The following is a 20,785-nucleotide window of genomic DNA, read 5'->3' on the forward strand; positions in this document are numbered from 1 at the left end:
GCGCCTTTTCCGCCGGAAACGGGCCGGAATCGGCGTCTGATACCACCTCTGTAGTGTCGACTTGGGCAGGGAACTACGATATCTTGCACCTCTGTGGGGAGCACTCCGGCCAGGGGCTCCCCGATCTCATACATTTGGAGGGACTGGGGCATGTCCAGCGCACGGCGCGGAACACAGAGCAGGCAGCACGCCCGGAGCACCGGAAACCACCGGCGCTCCCGGCCCGGACTGCTTCCCTGGGTTGCAATCGCCACGCTTGTGACGGGCCTGCTTGTTGGCGCCAGCCTCTCGGCAGACACCCGCACCACCCTGCTTGCCCTTGCAGGACTGGACGGGGGCCCAGCACCGGGCGTGAAGACCGGAGCACCCGGATCCCTGTCGGGTTTCCTGACAGATCCGGCTCCGCCCGCCGCAGCTCCGTTCGCAACGACCGGAACTGTGATGCGGGACGCGCCCCCCGCGGCTGCAACCCGTGACGTGCCCTCCTCCCTTGGGCGCGCATCTGCCGGACACCCGGCGACATCCGCGGCCTTCGCCCCGACGGCGTCTTCGGTCCTGGCTGTCGGGCCGGCTCCGGCCAGCACCGGCGCACCCGCCCGCCCCCTTGTCCTGCCACCCTCCAGCAGCACGGAACTGCTCGCCGCCCTCCAGGACCGGACACAGGCGACCGAAAGCACCGGCCCCGGTCCGGACGCCGCCTCCCGGGCCGCGCCTGCGCAGCCGGACACGGGCGTTCGCGCCCCGGAGACCGAAACGCAGGCACAGGCACAGACTCAGGCTTACGCACAGGCTCCGGCTCACACGCAGGCCACGGTGGCAGCTGCCCCGACAGCGGATCCCGACGGGCCTCTGGACGTCCTGTTCCAGACCCTGACCGCGGCCCCGGCGGCGGACCCGGACGAGCGTGCGGACGGGCTGGCGGAGCGCGGCTCGGAAATCGCGGACGCCCGCTTTGCCGGAGCTCCGGACTCCTGGCGCGGCGGTGTCACAGGGACGGAACATGGAGCCGACCCGGCTGCTCCGTCTGCGCCCGGCCTCTCGCACCGGGACACGCCCGAGCGAACGGATCAGACCCGGACAGCTGCCCTGGGCCCCGGCCCGGCTTCAGCCACCGGTAGCGTGGCGCCCTGGAAGCGTCACGCCGTCCCCGCCCCGGCAGGACACGGGCCGGCGGTAGCCGTCATCATCGACGACATGGGGCTGGACCGGCCCCGGACCCGGCGCATTGCCGCGCTCGAGGGGCCCCTCACCCTGTCGTACCTGACCTACGCCGGGAACCTGCGCGAGCAGATGCGCGCGGCGCGGGGCAACGGGCACGAGCTTCTCCTGCACATGCCCATGGAGCCCCTGAACCCGAAGGCCGACCCGGGACCGGGCGCCCTTCGCCTTGCGGACTCCCCCGAGCACATCACCCGCACCTTGCGGGAGAACCTGGACCGCGGCGAGAGCTACGTGGGCATCAACAACCACATGGGCTCCCGGTTCACCGCGGACGCGGCGGCCATGACGCTGGTCATGGAGGAACTCTCCCGGCGCGGACTGATGTGGGTGGACTCGGTGACCTCCGCCCGGACCAAGGGCGCGGTCACGGCCGCTGCCATGGGCGTCCCCTGGGCCAGCCGGACCGTTTTCCTGGACAACGACGCGGACAGCGCCAGCGTCCTGAAACAGCTGGACGAACTGGAGCGCGCCGCCCGGCGCCACGGCCACGCCATCGCCATCGGCCACCCCAGGGAGGGCACCATCATCGCTCTCCAGGCCTGGCTGCCCACCCTCGAGCACAAGGGGATCCGCCTTGTGCCGGTCAGTGCCCTCGCCCGCACGCCGGCCCAGGCTCCGGGAACCCTTGTCTCCCAACACGGTACCGAAACCCGAAAGGAAAGGATCCCCTGATGGACGAACAGCTTTTCACAGTACGCGGCATGACGTGCGGCGGATGCCTTGCCTCGGTGGAACGGGCGGTGAAATCCGCCGCCCCCGGAGCAAGCGTCCACATCGATATGGACAACGGGGTCGTGCGGGTCTCGCCCCCGGGAGACCTGGCGGCCATCAAGGACGCGGTCCAGTCCGCCGGCTTCGACGTGGAATAGTCACACCCGGGACATACCCCCGGAACCGTGAACGCAAGCGGCCTCTTGGGGGGGAAACGAAAAGAGAGCCTGCGCCCGGCCCCCGAACAGGCCAGGGGCGCAGGCTCCACGCCCGGCCCGCCCCACTCCCCGGGACGACAGCCCCCCCGGGCCGGGCCGCCGGACGATCCTCCGCCCCCCCTGCCACGCCAACCGGTGCCGGACCCAATGACCGCCACGCGGGCCTTTCTGCCCCATGGACGCGCCCGGGCCCCGACAGCACGTCGCTGATCCGTGATTGCACCCGGGCCTGCCAGCACCTCCCGCCGGGGCTCCCGGAACATGCCCCCAGACGTGCGCGGAGCAGCCTCATCCCGCCCCTCGCGGAGGGTGGACACCCCATCATTGCACTCCCCAAACCCATGCCCCCCCACGCAATACCCCGGGTGCCGGTGGATCGCAGCCCCGCGTCCCGCCGGATCCGGACCCCGCTCCACTTCGCCCCGGTCCGGCCGCAAGACCCCATCCGGACATTCCGCAGATGTCCGCCCGTGCGCGCCCACGCCACCGGGCGCTATGCAAATCGTCTTGACACAAGACCGCCAAAGCACCTCACATATAGGGCCGCGTGATAGCGCGGCTCCTTGCGCCACAGGCTCCGGGGCCGGGACACCGGCCCCGGAGACCCCCTCTGGCCACACCAAGCCTCCCGCAGAGGAGGCGCTCCCGGCTTCCGGCGCACACCGGTCCCGGGAGACCACGAAACCGTGAGACACGTCGGGAGACACGCATGACCGATGCACCCCCGGTGACCGAGGAGGTTCGCGGAAACGTCCTTTGGATCACCCTCAATCGCCCCCACAAGCGCAACGCCCTGACCGAGCCCATGATCGGGCTTCTGGACACCGCCTTCCGCACGGCCGAGAGCCGCCCGGTCCGGGCCATCGTCCTGACCGGAGCCGGAGACAAGGCCTTCTGTGCGGGCATGGACCTGTCCGTGGGGCCGGGCACCTTCGGGACCGACCTCGTCGAGCCCACACGCCCCCTTGCCAACCTTCTGCGCACGGCGAGGGCCTGCCGCCTGCCCATCATCGGACGCATCAACGGCACCTGCATGGCCGGGGGCATGGGCCTTCTGGGCCTGTGCGACCTGGCCGTGGCCGCGGACCACGCCCTGTTCGGGCTGCCCGAGGTCAAGGTCGGGGTCTTTCCCATGCAGGTGCTGGCCGTGCTGCGCGACAAGATGCCCCACGCCGACCTGCAGGAGATGTGCCTGACCGGCGAGCCGGTGAGCGCACAGGACGCCTGCGCCATGCGGCTTGTGAACTACGTGGTTCCGGGCCCCGAGCTGGATGCCCGCACGGACTGGCTGGTCTCGCGCATTGTGGACAAGTCGCCCTCGGCCATCCGCCGGGGGAAATATGCTCTCGCCGCGCTAGCGGGCATGACGTTCGAGCAGTGTCTCGCCTTCACCGAGACCCAGATCGGCGTTCTGGCCCTCACCCCGGACGCGGCCGAGGGCTTTGAGGCGGCGACGCAGAAGCGTCAACCCAACTGGACAGGGACATAACTCATGAAAAACAAGATTGTATCCATTGGCGGGGCCTCGGGCTTCTGGGGGGACAGCTCCCAGGGGGCCCTTCAACTGGCCGGGTGCGGCAGCGTCGACTACCTGACGTTCGACTACCTGGCCGAGGTCACCATGTCCATTCTGGCCAAGGCCCGAAGCCGGGATCCGGAGGCCGGATACGCAACGGACTTCGTGGACGTGGTCCGGGCCCTTCTGCCCTCGCTCCGGGAGCGCAAACTGAAGCTTGTGGCCAACGCGGGGGGCGTCAATCCCGGGGCGTGCGCCCGCGCCCTCTCGGCCGTTGCCCGGGAGGCCGGTCTGGACCTGAAAATCGCGGCGGTGGAGGGGGACGACGTCTCGCCCCTTCTTGATGCGCTGCGGGCCGAGAACCGGCGCGAGATGTTCTCCGGCGAGCCGTTCCCCGAGACGGTCATGAGCGCCAACGCCTATTTGGGCGCCCGGCCCATTGCCGCCGCCCTCGACCGGGGCGCGGATATCGTGGTCACGGGCCGGGTGGTGGACAGCGCCCTTGCCCTGGGCATCCTGGTCCACGAGTTCGGCTGGCAGGCCGACGACTGGGACCGGCTGGCCTCCGGCAGCCTTGTCGGGCACATCCTGGAGTGCGGCGCCCAGACCACCGGCGGCAACTACACCGACTGGGAGCAGGTTCCGGACTGGGCCAACATCGGCTACCCCATCGCCCGGTGCCGCGCGGACGGCAGCTTCACCCTCACCAAGCCCGAGGGCACCGGGGGCCTTGTGACGACGTCCTCCGTGGCCGAGCAGATGCTCTACGAGATCGGCGATCCCGAGGCCTATATCCTGCCCGATGTCACCGCGGACTTCTCCCGGGTCACCCTGCGGCAGGAGGGAGAGAACCGGGTTTGGGTCTCCCCCGCCCGGGGACGGCCCTCGCCGTCGTGCTACAAGGTCTCGACCACCTTTGTGGACGGGGCGCGGCTTTTCGGCACCCTCTCGATCATCGGAATTGATGCGGCCAAAAAGGCCCAGAGGACCGCGGACGCCATCCTGGAGCGCGCCCGCAGGCTGCTGCGCGAGCGCGGTTATGCGGACTTCCGGCGCACCCTGGTGGAGATCCTGGGGAGCGAATCCATCTACGGCCCCCACAGCCGGGCCCGTGCCGCCCGGGAGGTCGTCATGAAACTGGCCGCGGAGCACGAGGATCCGGAGGCCCTGAAGATCCTGGGCAACGAGGTCGCCTCGGCGGTCACCAGCTTCGCCCCCGGAACCACCGGCTTTGCCGGAGGCCGGCCCAGGCCCTCGCCCGTGGTGCGGCTCTTCTCGTTCCAGCTCCCGAAGGAGCGGCTGCCGGAGCCGGTCGTCACCATCGACGACGAACGCTGGAGCGTCCCCCTTCCCCGCACCGCGCACTTCGACGCGGATCCCCTCGCCGGCGGGCTCGAGTCGCCCCAACGGAGCCCGGCCCCCGCCGACCCCGGCACGGGCGAGCTTCCCCTCGTGCGGCTGGCCTGGGTTCGGGCTGGGGACAAGGGCGACCGCTCCAACATCGGCGTGATCCCGCGCCGCCCGGAGTACACCGAGCTCTTGCGCCGCGAACTGACCACCGACCGGGTGGCGGCCTATTTCGCCCACCTGGCGGAGGGACCGGTCCGACGGTTCGAGGTTCCGGGAATCGGAGGCTTCAACTTCCTGATCGAGCGGGCCCTGGGCGGCGGCGGCATGGCCAGCCTGCGGGACGACGCCCTGGGAAAAGGTATGGCCCAGATGCTCCTGGACCTGAGCATTCCCGTGCCTTCCGACCTTGCTTCCACCCACCGGGACGGGAACATTATAACTTGATCGCATGGGGCTTGCGGTTTTAAAAAGGTGGATATAAGGTAAATATCTAGCTCGGGCCCACAGCCCCTACACGGAAGAAAGGAACATCCCCGATGGGACTCCCGCGTTACAGCACACAGGTCTACGCCCTGACGGACACCGTCGGCGCCGTTCCTGCGGAGCCGGGGCCGGTGGGCGATGCGGACAGCAACCGGAGCTCTCCGGCGGCCTCCCCTTTTTTTGGGCGCGATGTGAATGATCGTTCATTCTTGTCGCCGGGCCCGCCGTCGGGGGCGACCGGGGCCCGTGAACCGCACGCCGCGTCCAAGTGCAGCGCGCCTCCGGCCGCATCCTACTGCAGCGCGCCTCCGGCGGCGCCCGGGGCCAACGTGGCTCCGGCCGCGTCCGGGGCCAGTGCATCCCCGGCCTCACCTCCGCCCGCGACGGAGGGGCTGCGCCTGTCCTACGGGCGCTCGGCCCGGGCCGCCAGCATCCGGCTGCATGCCCTGCGCCTGTTTGCCCAAAAGGGCTACGCGGCGGTTCCCATGCGGGACATCGCCGACGCCGTGGGCATTCGCGTCGGCGGTCTCTACAACCACTACCCCACCAAGCAGGCCCTTCTGCATGACCTGATGGTCACCCACATGCAGACCGTTCTGGGCGCCTGGCGGGCGGTGGACCCGCTGGACGCACCCCCGCAGGTGCGCTTCCAGGCCTTTGTCCGCTTTCATGTGCGGTTCCATTTTGAACGCCCCGAGGCCGTGTTCATCGCCTACATGGAACTGCGCAGCCTGGAGCCGGACAACTTCCGGGAGGTGGAGCTTCTGCGCCGCAGCTACGAGCAGGTGCTCCAGGCCATCCTTCACGCCGGTGCCGATGTGTTCCGGGTGCAGGACGTTGCGGTGGCCTCCCGCGCCCTGATCGCCATGCTGACGGGCGTGACCACCTGGTACCGCCCGGACGGACGGCTGGGCATCGCCGAGATCGAGGACATCTACCTCGACATGGCGTCCCGCGCCGTCGGGCTGGAACCCGGGAGCCTGCGGGCGCCCCGGGGCCCGGACGCCTGCTGACAGAACACCCGAAAACGGGAACATGGATCCTGCGCACAAGGCAGGACCGAAAAAACCGGAGCAGCCCCGAAAGAGGGTCAAACGTTCCGGAACACGAAGAGGGAGACACGACGATGTTTAATGGCGGACTGACCTTCGGACTTTCCCAGGAAACACAACTGCTGCGTGATACTGTGCGACGCTTTGCCCGCGAGAGGATCGCGCCGCTCGCCGAGTCCATAGACCTGAAGAACGATTTCCCGTCCGGGCTCTGGCGTGAGTTCGGCGAGATGGGGCTCCTGGGCGTCACCGTGGAGGAGGAGTACGGCGGCTCCGGCATGGGCTATCTGGCCCATGTGGTCGCCATGGAGGAAATCTCCCGCGCCTCGGCCTCGGTGGGCCTGTCCTACGGCGCGCACTCCAACCTGTGCGTGAACCAGATCCGCCGCCACGGCACCCCCGAGCAGAAGGCCCGCTACCTGCCGAAGCTGTGCTCCGGCGAGCACGTGGGCGCGCTGGCCATGTCCGAGGCCGGGGCCGGATCCGACGTCACCGCCCTCAAGCTCCGGGCCGAGAAAAAGGGCGACCGCTACGTGCTCAACGGCACCAAAATGTGGATCACCAACGGACCCGACGCGGACACCCTGGTCGTCTACGCCCGCACCGAGGGCACCAGCGGCGCCAAGGGCATCTCGGCCTTCATCGTGGAAAAGGGCACGCCGGGGTACGGCACCTCCCAGAAGCTCGACAAGCTGGGCATGCGGGGATCCAACACCTGCGAGCTGATCTTCCGGGACTGCGAGATCCCCGCGGAAAACCTCCTGGGCGAGCCCGGCGAGGGCGTGCGGGTGCTCATGAGCGGCCTCGACTACGAGCGGATTGTCCTGGCCGGAGGCCCGCTCGGCATCATGGCCGCCTGCCTGGACGTGGTGGTTCCCTATGTCCACGACCGGGAGCAGTTCGGCCAGCCCATCGGCACCTTCCAGCTGATGCAGGCCAAGCTCGCCGACATGTACGTCACCGCCAGCACCGCGCGGGCCTATGTCTACGCCGCCGCCGCCGCCGCGGACCGGGGCGAGACCACCCGCAAGGATGCGGCCGGATGCATCCTGTATGCCGCCGAGGCGGCCACCCACCTGGCCCTGGAATCCATCCAGACCCTGGGCGGCATGGGCTACGTCAACGAGACCCCCACCGGGCGGTTCCTCAGGGACGCCAAGCTCTACGAGATCGGCGCGGGCACCTCGGAAATCCGCCGCATGCTGATCGGCCGCGAGCTGTTCCGGGAGACCGCGTGATGAGCCGCCTGTCATCACAGGTCTCCACCCGCTCCGACAGCTACCGCGAGAACCGGGACGCCATGCTTGCGCGTCTCGGGGAGGCAGCGGCGGCGGCGGCGCGCATCCTGGAAGGCGGCGGGGACAGTGCGCGCTCCCGCCACCTGGCCCGCAACAAGCGCCTGCCCCGGGACCGGGTTCTGCGGCTTCTGGACCCGGGCTCCCCGTTCCTGGAGGTCGGCCTTTTCGCTGCCCACGGGGTCTACGGGGACGAGGTACCCGGCGCAGGGCTCATCACCGGGATCGGGCGGGTCGCGGGCCGCGAGGTCATGGTCGTCGCCAATGACGCCACCGTGAAGGGCGGCACCTACTACCCCCTGACGGTGAAAAAGCACCTGCGCGCCCAGGAAATCGCCCGGGAAAACCGGCTGCCCTGCGTCTACCTGGTGGACTCGGGCGGCGCCCACCTGCCCAGCCAGGACGAGGTTTTCCCCGACCGGGACCACTTCGGGCGCATCTTCTACAACCAGGCCTGCATGTCCGCCGAGGGCATTCCCCAGATTGCCGTGGTCATGGGCTCGTGCACCGCCGGCGGGGCCTACATCCCGGCCATGAGCGACGAGACCATCATCGTGCGCAACCAGGGCACCATCTTCCTTGCGGGCCCGCCCCTGGTAAAGGTGGCCACCGGCGAGATCGTCAGCGCCGAGGAGCTGGGGGGCGGCAACACCCACGCCCGGCACTCGGGTGTGGCGGACCACCTGGCCGCCAGCGACGACCACGCCCTGGAGCTGGCGCGGCGCTGCGTGGCCAACACGCCCGCCCCAACCCACGCACGCCTCCTTCCCGATGACCGGATCGAGGCCCCCGTTCACGATCCCGACGAGATCCTGGGGCTCGTGCCCCGGGATCCGAAAACCCCCTGGGATGTGCGCGAGCTGATTGCCCGGGTGGTGGACGGCTCGCGATTCGACGAGTTCAAGGCCCTGTTCGGCCCGACCCTGGTCTGCGGCTTTGCCCGGATCCACGGCATGCCCGTTGGCATCCTGGCCAACAACGGCGTCCTGTTCTCGGAAAGCGCGGTCAAGGGGGCCCACTTCATCGAGCTGTGCTCCCAGCGGAAAATTCCGGTGCTGTTCCTCCAGAACATCACGGGCTTCATGGTGGGGCGAAGCTACGAGGCCGGCGGCATCGCCCGCCACGGCGCCAAGCTGGTGACCGCCGTGTCCACCACCGCCGTGCCCCGGATCACGCTCGTGGTCGGCGGCTCCTACGGGGCCGGGAACTACGGCATGTGCGGCCGGGCCTTCAGCCCCCGGTTCCTGTGGACCTGGCCCAACGCCCGAATCGCGGTCATGGGGGGCGAGCAGGCTGCCGGGGTTCTCGCCACCGTCCGCCGCGAGGGGATCGAGCGCCAGGGCGGCACCTGGTCCCAGGACGAGGAGGACGCCTTCAAGCGCCCCACCGTCGAGCAGTTCGAGCAGCAAAGCGCTCCGCTCTACGCCTCGGCCCGGCTGTGGGACGACGGCATCATCGACCCGAGGGACACCCGCAGCGTCCTGGCCCTGTCCCTGGCGGCCACACGGAACGCCCCGATCCCGGAAACCCGCTTCGGCCTGTTCCGCATGTGAGGACACGATGTTCGAGAAACTTCTGATCGCCAACCGGGGCGAGATCGCCCGCAGGATCATCCGCACAGCCCGGGCCATGGGTGTCAGGACCGTCGCCGTGTACTCGGACGCGGACGCCCGCTCCCTTGCGGTCCGTGAGGCGGACGAGGCCGTCCATATCGGCGGCGCCTCCCCCTCGGAGAGCTACCTTGTCACCGAACGGATCCTGGAGGCCGCCCGCAGGACCGGCGCCCAGGCCATCCACCCCGGCTACGGGTTCCTGTCCGAAAACGCCGGGTTCGTGGAGGCGGTGGAGGCCGCAGGCCTGGTGTTCGTCGGCCCCCCGTCGGCCGCCGTGCGGGCCATGGGACGCAAGGACACCGCCAAGCAGCGCATGGCCGCCATCGGGGTTCCGGTGGTTCCGGGCTATGACGGCCAGGACCCGTCCCCCGAACGCATGGCCGACGAGGCCGCCCGCATCGGCTACCCCGTGCTGATCAAGGCCCGCTCCGGCGGCGGAGGGCGCGGCATGCGCCGGGTGGACGACCCGCGGGACTTTCCCGCCGCCCTGGAGGCCGCCCGGCGGGAGGCCCAGGCCGCGTTCGGCGACGGCCACTGCCTGATCGAGAAGTACATCACCACCCCCCGGCATATCGAGATCCAGATCCTCGCGGACACCCACGGCCGGACCGTCCCCCTGTTCGAGCGGGACTGCTCGCTCCAGCGCCGTCACCAGAAGGTGATCGAGGAGGCCCCCGCGCCGGGCATGACCCCGGAGCTGCGCAGCGCCATGGGCGAGGCCGCCGTGCGCGCCGCCCGGGAGATCGGCTATACGGGTGCGGGCACCGTGGAGTTCATCGTGGACGCCTCCGGCCCGCTGCGGGCGGACGGCTTCTGGTTCCTGGAGATGAACACCCGCCTCCAGGTCGAGCACCCGGTCACCGAGGCCATCACGGGCCTGGACCTGGTGGAGCTCCAGCTGCGCATCGCCGCCGGGGAGCCCCTGCCCCTCGGCGACCCGCTGCCCCCGCCCTCGGGCTGGGCGGTGGAGGCCCGGCTGTACGCGGAAAAGCCCGAAGCCGGGTTTCTTCCGGCCACCGGAACCCTGGAGCGGCTTGCCTTCCCCACAGACCTGGTGCGGGTGGATTCCGCCGTCACCGCGGGCGACACGGTCAGTCCCCACTACGATCCCATGATCGCCAAGCTGGTGGCCCACGGGCCGGACCGGCGCACCGCGCTTGCGCGCCTGCACACGGCCCTTGCGCGCACAGAGCTCTCGGGCGTGGACACGAACCGGGAGTTTCTCCTGCGCCTTCTGGAGGACACGGCGGTGCAGGCCGGCTTCCCGGACACGGGCCTGATCGAGCGGTCCCTGGACACGCTCACCGCCCGGCCCGCCCCCTCGGACGCGGTGCAGGCCCTGGCCGCCCTGGTCCTTGCGGGCGTGTTCCGGACGCCCTCCGGCCCGGATCCCTGGGACACCTTGCGGGGCTTCCGGACCTTCGGCCCGATCGAGACCACCCTGAGCTTCGGGATCGCCGGCACGTCGTGCACCGTCACCCTGTGCGGACGGGATGCGCTTTGGACCGCCACCATCGGAGAGCGCACGCTGCGCATCGTCCTGCCCGACACCACAGATGCGACGGTGGCGGAGATCGACGGCCTGCGCCTGAGCTTCACGACCGCCCCCGTGAGCGACGGGTTCACCCTGGAGACCGGCGGCGGGATCCACCGGATCGAGTGCGCCGCCTTGGACGCGGATCCGGACGACCACACCGAGACCGACAGTGTGCGCTCCCCCATGCCCGGCTGCGTGAACCTCATTCACGTGTCGGTGGGGGACCGGGTCCGCAAGGGCGATCCCCTGCTGGTCGTCGAGGCCATGAAGATGGAACACGCCGTCAGCGCTCCGGCCGGCGGCACAATTGTCGAGATTCTGGCCCGCCCGGGCGACCAGGTGGAGAACAACGCCCTCCTTGTCCGGCTGGACCACACCGCACCCCACCCGACCCCATAAAACCAAAAAGCAGACCAACAGGGAGCATCACAATGAACGCTGAAACCGAAAGCATCTACACGACGGGATTGCAGAAAAACCGCGCCAACCACAGCCCGATGACGCCTCTGAGCATGATCGAGCGCACGGCGGAGGTCTTCCCCGACCTCCCGGCCGTTATCCATGGCTCGCGGAGCTTCACCTGGGAGCAGACCTACGAGCGGTCCCGGCGCCTTGCCTCCGCCCTGCGGAAACTGGGGGTGGGCAAGCACCAGACCGTCTCGGTGCTCCTGTCCAACACGCCCGAGATGATCGAATGCCATTTCGGGGTTCCGGGGTGCGGGGCCGTGCTCAACACCATCAACACCCGTCTGGATCCGGAAACCATCGCCTTCATCCTGGGGCACGGCGAGGCCCGGGTGCTCATCACCGACCGGGAGTTCTCAAGCGCCGCAGAGCAGGCCGTGAGGATCCTCCACAACCCGAACCTGGTGGTGATCGATGTGGACGATCCCGAGTACACCGGCGAGGGCAAACGGATCGGGCGCATGACCTACGAGGAGCTTCTGGCCACCGGCGATCCCCGGGAGCCCCTGGAGGCCCCCGATGACGAGTGGGATGCCATCGCGCTCAACTACACCTCGGGAACCACGGGCAACCCCAAGGGCGTCGTCTACCATCACCGGGGCGCCTACCTGGGCGCCATGGCCCAGCTGGTGAACTGGGCCATGCCCCACCACCCCGTGTACCTGTGGACCGTGCCCATGTTCCACTGCAACGGCTGGACCTTCCCCTGGGCGATTGCCGCCCATGCGGGCGTGAACATCTGCCTGCGCCGGGTGGACGCGGCCACCATCTGGGATCTGATCCGCCGCCACCGGGTCACCCACTACTGCGCCGCCCCCATCGTGCACAAGACCATCGCCGAGGTTCCCGACGAGATGCGCGAGGGCGTCAGCCATACGGTCCGCGCCCTGTTCGGGGGCGCTCCCCCGCCCCGGTCCGTGCTGGTGGCCATGGAGCGGATCGGCTTCGAGCTCACCCAGATCTACGGCCTGACCGAGACCTACGGCCCCGTGGGCATCTGCGCGCGCCACCCCCGCCTTGCCACCGCCGACTTCGAGGAGCGCCTCGAGTTCGCCACCCGCCAGGGCGTCCGGGGACAGGCGCTGGACGCCATCTCCGTGCGCGACCCCCTGACCCTGGACCCCGTTCCCTGGGACGGAAAAACCATGGGGGAGATCATGTTCCGGGGCAACCTGGTCATGAAGGGGTACCTGAAGAACCCCACCGCCACAGATGACGCCTTCGAGGGAGGCTGGTTCCGGTCCGGCGACCTGGCCGTCACCATGCCCGACGGCTATATCCACATCCGGGACCGCTCCAAGGACGTCATCATCTCGGGCGGCGAGAACATCTCGTCCATCGAAGTGGAGAACGCCATCTACACTCACCCGGCGGTCAGCATTGCCGCTGTGGTTGCCGCGCCCGACGAGAAATGGGGCGAGACCCCGTGTGCCTTCATCGAGCTGCGTCCCGGCATGGAGGTGACCGAGGAGGAAATCCTGGAGCACTGCCGCCAGCACCTGGCCGGCTACAAGATGCCCAAGCAGATCTACTTCGAGACCCTGCCCCGCACGGCAACGGGCAAGATCCAGAAGTACATGCTCCGCCAGCAGGTGAACTCCCGCGCCTCGTTCGGCTAGGGATGCGCATAAAGGTGGGAGCCCGGGCGTCCGGTCAGGGGACAGACACCATCTGCAGAAGCACCGGCGCGCGGGACGCAACGCCCGACATCCGGCGTCCCCCATGAAAAAAGGCCCTGCACTCTGATCCGTGCAGGGCCCCCATTCCTTGTGGCCTCAGGGCCCCGGGAACCGACCGAAACGACCGCCCCAACGCCTCTCTGCGGAGCCTCCGCAACACGCCCACCCCGAAAACAGGGTCCGGCCTGTCTCCATTGAAAACAGACCGGAACCCCCTCACTTCCTGGGAATCAGGCCGCCATTTTGGCTTTAGCCGCCCTCCGGCGAGCCACAACCCCGGCTCCGGCAAGGGCTGAGCCAAAGAGAAGAAGTGCACCGGGCAGAGGCACATCGCCGGGCTCGGGCGCATTTCCCCCGAACGCGTTAAGGGAGAGGTAGTAGTAGTAATAGTCCGTCGTGTAAGCCGAGTGGCTTCCACTGAGACTGAGGACATAGTTTCCCCCTGCGAGATTGGAAAGCGTATCAAGCTTCAAGCTCGGACCGGAGTACAGAACTGTCCCGTCAGGCCCCGTAAGGGTGATGTCCCGGGACCACATGCGTCCGTCGTCAACGATCCCCCCGTAGAACTTTATGCTGGCCTGATCATAGAGGGAGAAACGATAGTTGATCGTGAAATTCTCCCCCCGGGCAATGGGGTCAGTCCACACGGTCTCGCCGGCGGCCGTCCAGGTCGATCCCTCAACACGTTTATTCTCACCGTAGCGGAACTTGAGAACGGAGGACGCCTTGTCAACGGACGGATCCCATGTATCCGTCTTGACGGAAATGTTGCCCAGATCGACGTCCCTGACATAGGCAGCCTCAGCCGAATCCGGGGTCGCAAGCATGGCAGCAAACAGGCCGAGAACCCCCAGAGCTGCCGCTCGCATGGATCTTGTGTGAGAAGACAGAACTTTCATAATACCCTCACTTCAGCCCCGATATGTCAGCGCCGGGAAAAGGCAGCCAGTCTCGCGCGCAGGGCCTAACACATCTCACTTGGCGTCGATTCCACTGGCAGGGAAACACACCACCACTGATGTGTTAATGATGCGCCTTTTCCGGAGCAAAATACAGTGTGGATTAATTTTTTATGACATAACGAACATGTCAATAGATGTTCCGGAAATGCAATTAAATTGCCGGGAGCGACGGCGCCCGGCAATCCAGCCCCGACGCAAGAGGAGGGGTACCGCCGTCATGTTACCGGACCTCACAGTTCTTCCGACTCGGGGAATGGGCCCATTGAGAGCGCACCCTGCACGAAGGGAAGACCGAAAAAGCGCACCCCCTTCTCACGGTCCAGGACGCGTCATCAGGTCCGGGGCACAACCTGCAACCGCACTCGCCCTCGGCCTCATGGTTACAGGTGCCTCCCGGGCTCCGACAGCGACCTGCCCGGGCAGCGCACGGCCACGCCCGGGCGTCGAAGGCTTCGGCGCAAGCGCCTCCCGGGCAAGCCGCCGAAACCCGGCAGCACCCGGAAGCGAAGACACGCAAACCACGGCATCCGGATACCCCAGATTTCACACGGTCCCGATGTTTAACAAAAATTGCAAATGAACAGCCAGCAATTAACTGACGCCTTGTGTTTTTAAGACCCAAAGAAAATCTCGGATATTTGCCTCCTCAAAACGTGGACTGAATATTTTGAAATCTCTGTGATTTTCATTTATAATTGTACACAGATCTGCCTGAGTTTCAGGCCCAATCCTTACAGGGAAGACCTCTCCTCGCCAGGATTGCCCGGTCTTTCCCGGTGGTCCGGCACGGCGTCCCGGATCCGCCCTGTGAACCGGTCCCTGAAACGTCAGGACGCATTTTTGCGACGGAGATACGACTTATGACTGTACTCCCGAGAGCCCTCCCTGTTCGCGTGCAGGGACGCCCGTCCCGGCTTTCCCTGTTTCTGCGGCGCTCGACGGCGCCCCTTTCCTGTACCGCGCTCGCCCTGGCTCTCGTGGTGACAGGGGCCGCCCGGGCTCAGGTGCCGACCTGCTCGGAAGCCGCCTGCACACTCCCCGCCGGTCAGACGGTGACGTGGGAGGCCCTCAAGGCGGCCGCCGCAAACGCCGGGATAGCCACACCGACACTCAAAGGCCTCTCGTTTGGAGGGGCGGGCGCGACGCTCACGTTCAATGAAAGCCTCACCCTCGCCGCCACACCGGGCACGGCGGACCAGAGACTTCATGTCGCCACCGGGGAGACGGCAACCTTCAAGGTCGCGGAAAACAAAACGCTGAGCGTTTCGGGGAATCGCTCGTCTGTCTCCGGCGGAGCGCTCTACAACGCGGAAAGCGCCACGTTCGATGGGCCCGGTCTCTACGAGTTTGTCGACAACTCCGTGACGGGGGAGAAAGCGTCGGGCGGCGCCGTCTTCAACACGGCGGGGACGACCACCTTTTCCGGCCCCGTCTCTTTCCGAAACAACACCGCACAAGGGACTGGACAGGCGGCAGGTGGAGCCCTGGTGATTGACAGCGGGGCAGTGATCTTCAACCGGGATGTGGTCTTCAATGGCAACAGAGCCATCGCAACAGGCAACGCGATCGGAACAGTCGCCCGGGGCGGTGCGATCGCCAATTTTTCCGCCGAGCCGCAGCTTGTTGTCCGACATATCACGTGCTCGGGAAACGAGGCCACGGCCGAAAACGGAGAGGCCTATGGCGGCGCGATCTATAACAGCACCGTCGGCGAGTTCGACTTCCAGTTCGGCGCAACATTTGACGGAAACCAGGCGACGGGAGCGAAAGGCTTCGGGGGCGCCATCGCCAATGACGGCGGAACCCTCAAGTTTCAGTCCTCCTCTATTTTCACACAAAACCGGGCAACCACCGCGGGCGGCGCCATCCACCACACGAGAACAGGGACAATTTCATTTATGGGGGCTTTTCCCATACTGTTCTCCCGCAATGAAGCGAAATCCGGCGGCGCAATCTACATATCGAAGGACGGCGGCAGTGCCTACATTACTATCGAGCCCTTATCAGGAACATATGAAGGCACGCTTGATACAGTCCGATTTGATGGAAACAACGCTACAGGCGGCGATGGCGGGGCCATATACACCAAAAATGCCACGATAAAGCTGAAGCGGGGCGTGTCATTCCTTGGAAACACCGCAACCGGCAAAGGTGGCGCCATCTACAGCCTGGGCGGCACGGTCTGTCTGCACCCCGGCCCGGGTGAGATCACCTCGTTTTCGGGAAACACGGCCGGGGGTGCTCCCAACAGCGTCTACCTGGACAGCAGAAAAGAGGGAGGGCAGGACCGCCGGGCGTACCTCAGCATCGCCGGGTATGGCCTTGTTGACATGAGCCAGGATCCGATGGCTGGACGATCTGAAAACGGGGTACCCGTCCTTGTGGCCATGGACGGGAGCGACAGGACACCAAGCCCCTCATGGCTTCTGAACGGAAACAGCGCGTTTACAGCGGACAACGACCCGAACAGCGGAACCAATTTCACGGCCCAAACGGGCGTTCTGGCTCTGGTGTCGCCCGGCCTCGACGCCGATGGGAACGCCCCCGGAACTTCGGCCAACCTTTCCCTTGCGGGCGCGGGATCCATATTCGCGATCTTCGACAAAGCCACCGTGCAGATCAATGGCAGCCTCCAGACCATCACCGTCGGAAACAACGGGGGACAGGATGGAGGCGTAATCGTGATCAAACCGGGAGCCACCCTGGCCCTTGACCTGTCGCAGCACGCCCCCAATCCCGACACCCCAATGCTGGTGATGAAAGCCGCTACGTTTGATCTGCCCACCGGCACCAACACCTTCACTGTCAACCTGCTTCATTTTGACCCGGTCACAGCGGACACCACCCACGCGCTCTTCCGTTTCGAGGAGGCGAATGACGCGATCACTGTTTCAGACAGAAATGTGGTCCTCCAGTATCGCGGGGAAGCGGTGAAGGGCGGAACCCGTCTGGGGGACACGCTCCAAAAGGTCGCCGGGGACGGAAGCAAAATCACCGTCAGCAACCAGAAAAACACGGTCGCCACATGGAGCGGATCGGACGGCGCGAAGTGGGGCACGATCGACGCAAACTGGACCGTGAACGCACAAACCGGCCAAACATTCCTGCCCGGCGACGCCGTTGTCTTCGCCACGGAGGGCAAGGTGGTCGTGAACAAAGGCGGAGTTGTTGTCGCGGGCATGACCGTCAGCGGGGGCCAGAGCGTGACCTTTACACGCGACCAGTCCAATCACTTCTCCACCATTGTTTCGGCCCGCCCAAAGGAAACAACACTGTCCACGCCGGAAGAGGGACTGACCCGAGCGCTTGCCGTCAGGGGAGACAAGACAAAGGCTACCTTCAACGTCAGCCTGGATTTCGAGAACGGCTACGACGTGGAGACCGGCAGCACAATGGTGTTCGCCGGAGAATCCCTGCGGGGCAGCATCCGGAACACGGGAACCTTTGAGTTCTATGTGGACGATGACACTTCGACCGGTAGCGGTCAGCTTGCGGGCAGTCTTTCCTACGGAGGCAAAGACGAGAGCCTGTCCGGAAACGGAACGTTCCAGAAAACCGGGCAGGGTGTGCTGTTTTTGTCGGGCAAGCACAGCGCGACCGGAGACTTCATCGTAGAGAGAGGAATACTGGCCGGAGACTTCTCCTACGATGGGACTGTAAAGGGGACACACGGTCTTACATTGGCGCCGGGCGCAAAGACATGCGTGGGCGACATGCGCCTCCGGGCTCTGGAAACGAGCAACAACCAACTCTACCTCTACATCCGCGTAACACCGGAGCGCAGTGATACCCTGTGGGTGAAAACCGGGGATGTGTTTCTGGGCACGGACTCGACAGTCACTGTCTACAACGGTGGTGGAGCGCTCTCAACGGACAAGACGTATGTGATCCTTCGGGTAGAGGATCGTACCAGGAAAATCGACGGGGAATTCAAAAATATCCAGGCCAATTTTGACTTTCCTTTCGTCTCTATCCAGCAGGTCCGCCTGAACGGGGACGAAAAACCGGTCGCCGACAGCGAGGACGCTCAGGCCATTGCGCTCCTCGCAAAATTCAACGGCCCGGACGCGCCTCCTAAACCGGCACCGCCCCCCGATCCGGATCCCAGGCCGACACCCGATCCGGACCCCAAGCCGGATCCCAAACCGGATCCCAAACCCGATCCCAAGCCGGATCCCAAACCCACTCCGCCCTCGCCCTGGGACGGCGCCACGCGCAACCAGATCTCGACCGGGCGCGCCATCGCCAGCATGGGCCCCGGCGCCGTGCAGGACGCCCTCATCAACGCACCGCGGGACCGCGCCTTCGGGCTTCTGGACGAGCTCTCCGGCGACGCCCACGCCAACGTGGCCGGTGTCCTGAGCCAGGGCGCGCCCCGCCTGTCGCGGACGCTCCTGAGCACCCTGTCCCAGCTCACCCCGGACTCGGACGGCGTGCTGAACGAGGGGCGCATCCAGGTGGCCGCAACGGACCCGGTCACCCTGTCCCCCGCCGGAGCCTCGCCCCGGAACAACCGGGTCTGGACACGGATGTCCGGGGGCCGCGACCAGCGCGACAGCGACGGCAACGCGGCGAAAATCACCTCCAGCGGCATCGACGCCACCGTGGGAGCCTCCTTCGGCTTCGACGACGGCTGGTTCGCCGGGGGCCTGGTCCGCTACGCGTCGCAAGAGGTTACCGTCGCCAACCGCGGGGCCTTCAAGGCCGATATCAGCAGCGTCTCGGGCGGTGTCTACGGGGGCAAGACCTGGAGCACCGGGCCCGGCACCCTGCGCACCACCCTGGCGGGGGTCTACACCCGCCACGACGTGGACAGCCGCCGGCGCGTCCTGGGCGACCGGCTGAAGGCGGACTACGGCGCGGACTCGGTCCAGGTGCTGGGCGAGGTGGCCTGGCGCGTGCGGGTCAGCGAGGCCCTGATGCTGGAGCCCTTCGCCGGCGCCTCCTGGAACCGGACCCACAGCGAGGGCTTCCGGGAAAGCCGCGGGGCCGCCGCCCTGAGCAGCCGCTCCTGGACCTCGGGCGCGGGCAGCACCACCGCGGGCATCCGTCTGGACGCCCGGGTCCACGAAAACGTGGCCCTGAAGTTTGACGCAGGCTGGGAATACAATTTCGGGGATCTTGACCCCACCAGCCGGCTTGCGTTTGCCTCCGGATCCGATCCCTACACCGTCTGGGGCGTGCGGGCGGACCGGCATGTGGCGGTGGTGGGCGTCGGGGCCGAGGTCACACTCACGGACGACTGGTCGCTGGGGGTGATGTACGACGGTGCTTACGGTTCCGAGACCCTCTCCCACGGAGGCCGCGCCCGCCTGTACTGGCGTTGGTAGCCTCCCCTGTTCCGGGGCTCCGGCCCCGGATCCATACACCTCCGGGCGGTCCGACCGCACATGACGCGACCGCCCCCGTGGCCCAACCGCCGGGCCACGGGCCAGAGCGTGGGCGCAGGCTTGCGTTCAAATCCGGATATCGGCGCCCGAGACCCGCCCCTCCAACCCCACGCTCCGCGGCCCCGCAAAAGGCGCGTTTACCGCGTCCGGCACAAACCTGCCGCTGCCGTGCCCGACGTCCGGGAGGCCCAGGAAAAGTGGGGAGAACCGGTTGGCCCGAGCATAAAAAAGCCCCGCGCTTGGGAAAGCGCAGGGCTCTTTTTGTCCTCATCCTGTCGTGTCAGACCGTGTCTCCCGAGAGACCCCGCTGACCGGTCGCCACCTTAACAAAGGGACGCCGACAGGGTTAACGTCACCGCGTCAGGCCGCCTGCTTGGCCCTGGCCGCCCGACGGCGAGCCACGACCCCGGCTCCGGCCACAGCCGTGCCCAGCAGAACAAGCGCGCCCGGGAGCGGAACGTCGCCCGGAGTACCGCCAAAGGTGCTCATCGAGAACTCGAAGATCATATCCTTGGGGCTGGGAACCTTCCCGTCGAACGTAAGAACGTATTCACCGCCCTTCAGTCCGGACAGCAGGGGAATTTTGGTGCTCAGACCCGAATAGACCACATCCCCTTCAGGCCCCGTAAGCGTGACGTTGTATTCGTGCGTTACGCCCTTGATAACGTTTCCGCCAAACAACGCGATGGAGGCCTGGTCATAGAGCGAAAAGCGATAGTTCATGGTGAACTGGCTGCCGGTCTGGGTCCTGTCGCTCCACCTCGACTGGCCAGACGAGTTCAGAACACTACCTCTAACGCCCCCGGCTCCATCAAAGTTGAAGTGCGCGGAGATCCGCACGATGTTCTCTTCCGGATTCCAGGTATCCGTCTTGACGGAAATGTTCCCCAGATCAACGTCCTTGACGTACGCCGCCCACGCAGACGAGGGCGAGGCAAGCGACGTCAGAATCAGCGCAAGAGCTCCAAGCGCTGCAACAAGCGCCGGTCTGGCGCGAAACATGGAAATTTTCATGATACCCTCACTACGAACCTCAGGCCCCGCCCTTCAAAGAGCACGTCAGCGGGGCACCAGGTTCTGCAAACACGGAACGCAGCACCAGAGGCGACGACCTAAAATCGGACGCAACGTGTACAGTTAATATAGCCCCTTTCGCGCCCCCGAAAAACACCCACAATTCGTTTTTTTTAAAAAGAATTAATGTTTCGTGCCTGATGGATTTCGCAACATAAAATTACCAGAGGAGCGCTTGTTTTTGCAAGCAGGAGCCCTGATGGCGGTTCCAACATAACT

The 20,785-nt window shown here is 66.6% G+C and carries 12 protein-coding genes; 10 read left to right on the forward strand and 2 right to left on the reverse strand.

The genetic code is table 11. The features are described from left to right. Positions 1-150 precede the first annotated feature (150 nt). From IHV25_RS05705 to IHV25_RS05745, 9 genes are all read left to right on the forward strand, one after another. The gene (locus IHV25_RS05705) at positions 151-1,893 is read left to right on the forward strand and encodes a divergent polysaccharide deacetylase family protein (RefSeq protein ID WP_192534143.1); all 1,743 of its coding nucleotides are present in this window, start codon (positions 151-153) and stop codon (positions 1,891-1,893) included. Next, a complete protein-coding gene (locus IHV25_RS05710) occupies positions 1,893-2,090 on the forward strand; it encodes a heavy-metal-associated domain-containing protein (RefSeq protein WP_192534144.1) in 198 nt (65 codons plus the stop codon). The genes IHV25_RS05705 and IHV25_RS05710 overlap by 1 nt, the downstream gene beginning before the upstream one ends. A 769-nt stretch (positions 2,091-2,859) precedes the next feature. Then, positions 2,860-3,639: an enoyl-CoA hydratase-related protein gene (locus IHV25_RS05715; protein ID WP_192534145.1), complete on the forward strand. Its 780-nt coding sequence runs from the start codon at positions 2,860-2,862 to the stop codon at positions 3,637-3,639. A 3-nt stretch (positions 3,640-3,642) separates the two neighbouring features. Next, positions 3,643-5,460 (forward strand): acyclic terpene utilization AtuA family protein, encoded by a 1,818-nt coding sequence (locus tag IHV25_RS05720; RefSeq protein ID WP_192534146.1) that lies wholly within the window; start codon positions 3,643-3,645, stop codon positions 5,458-5,460. A 92-nt stretch (positions 5,461-5,552) separates the two neighbouring features. After that, entirely contained in the window at positions 5,553-6,512 is a 960-nt protein-coding gene (locus IHV25_RS05725) for a TetR/AcrR family transcriptional regulator (protein ID WP_192534147.1), read from the forward strand. A 113-nt stretch (positions 6,513-6,625) separates the two neighbouring features. Continuing rightward, a complete protein-coding gene (locus tag IHV25_RS05730; protein ID WP_192534148.1) occupies positions 6,626-7,789 on the forward strand; it encodes an isovaleryl-CoA dehydrogenase in 1,164 nt (387 codons plus the stop codon). Next, positions 7,789-9,399, forward strand: coding sequence for a carboxyl transferase domain-containing protein (locus IHV25_RS05735; RefSeq protein ID WP_192534149.1), 1,611 nt, complete (start codon positions 7,789-7,791; stop codon positions 9,397-9,399). Before IHV25_RS05730 ends, IHV25_RS05735 begins: the two co-directional genes overlap by 1 nt. Positions 9,400-9,406: 7 nt before the next feature. Continuing rightward, a complete protein-coding gene (locus tag IHV25_RS05740) occupies positions 9,407-11,395 on the forward strand; it encodes an acetyl/propionyl/methylcrotonyl-CoA carboxylase subunit alpha (RefSeq protein ID WP_192534150.1) in 1,989 nt (662 codons plus the stop codon). Between the two features lie 32 nt (positions 11,396-11,427). Beyond that, positions 11,428-13,080 carry an acyl-CoA synthetase gene (locus IHV25_RS05745; RefSeq protein ID WP_192534151.1) on the forward strand — a complete coding sequence of 551 codons (1,653 nt, stop codon included), beginning with the start codon at positions 11,428-11,430 and terminating at the stop codon, positions 13,078-13,080. A 290-nt stretch (positions 13,081-13,370) separates the two neighbouring features. Here IHV25_RS05745 and IHV25_RS05750 read toward each other — a convergent pair whose 3' ends face one another. Further along, on the reverse strand, positions 13,371-14,009 hold the full coding sequence (locus tag IHV25_RS05750; RefSeq protein WP_192534152.1) for a hypothetical protein: 639 nt from the start codon (positions 14,007-14,009) through the stop codon (positions 13,371-13,373). Between the two features lie 953 nt (positions 14,010-14,962). Between IHV25_RS05750 and IHV25_RS05755 the strand changes: the two genes are divergently transcribed. Continuing rightward, positions 14,963-19,432 (forward strand): autotransporter outer membrane beta-barrel domain-containing protein, encoded by a 4,470-nt coding sequence (locus IHV25_RS05755; RefSeq protein ID WP_192534153.1) that lies wholly within the window; start codon positions 14,963-14,965, stop codon positions 19,430-19,432. 420 nt (positions 19,433-19,852) lie between these two features. Here the strand turns inward: IHV25_RS05755 and IHV25_RS05760 are convergent, their stop codons facing one another. Beyond that, positions 19,853-20,494 (reverse strand): hypothetical protein, encoded by a 642-nt coding sequence (locus IHV25_RS05760; RefSeq protein WP_192534154.1) that lies wholly within the window; start codon positions 20,492-20,494, stop codon positions 19,853-19,855. Positions 20,495-20,785: the final 291 nt, after the last annotated feature.

The sequence above is a fragment of the Phaeovibrio sulfidiphilus genome, from assembly GCF_014861485.1.
GTDB lineage: Bacteria > Pseudomonadota > Alphaproteobacteria > Rhodospirillales > Rhodospirillaceae > Phaeovibrio > Phaeovibrio sulfidiphilus.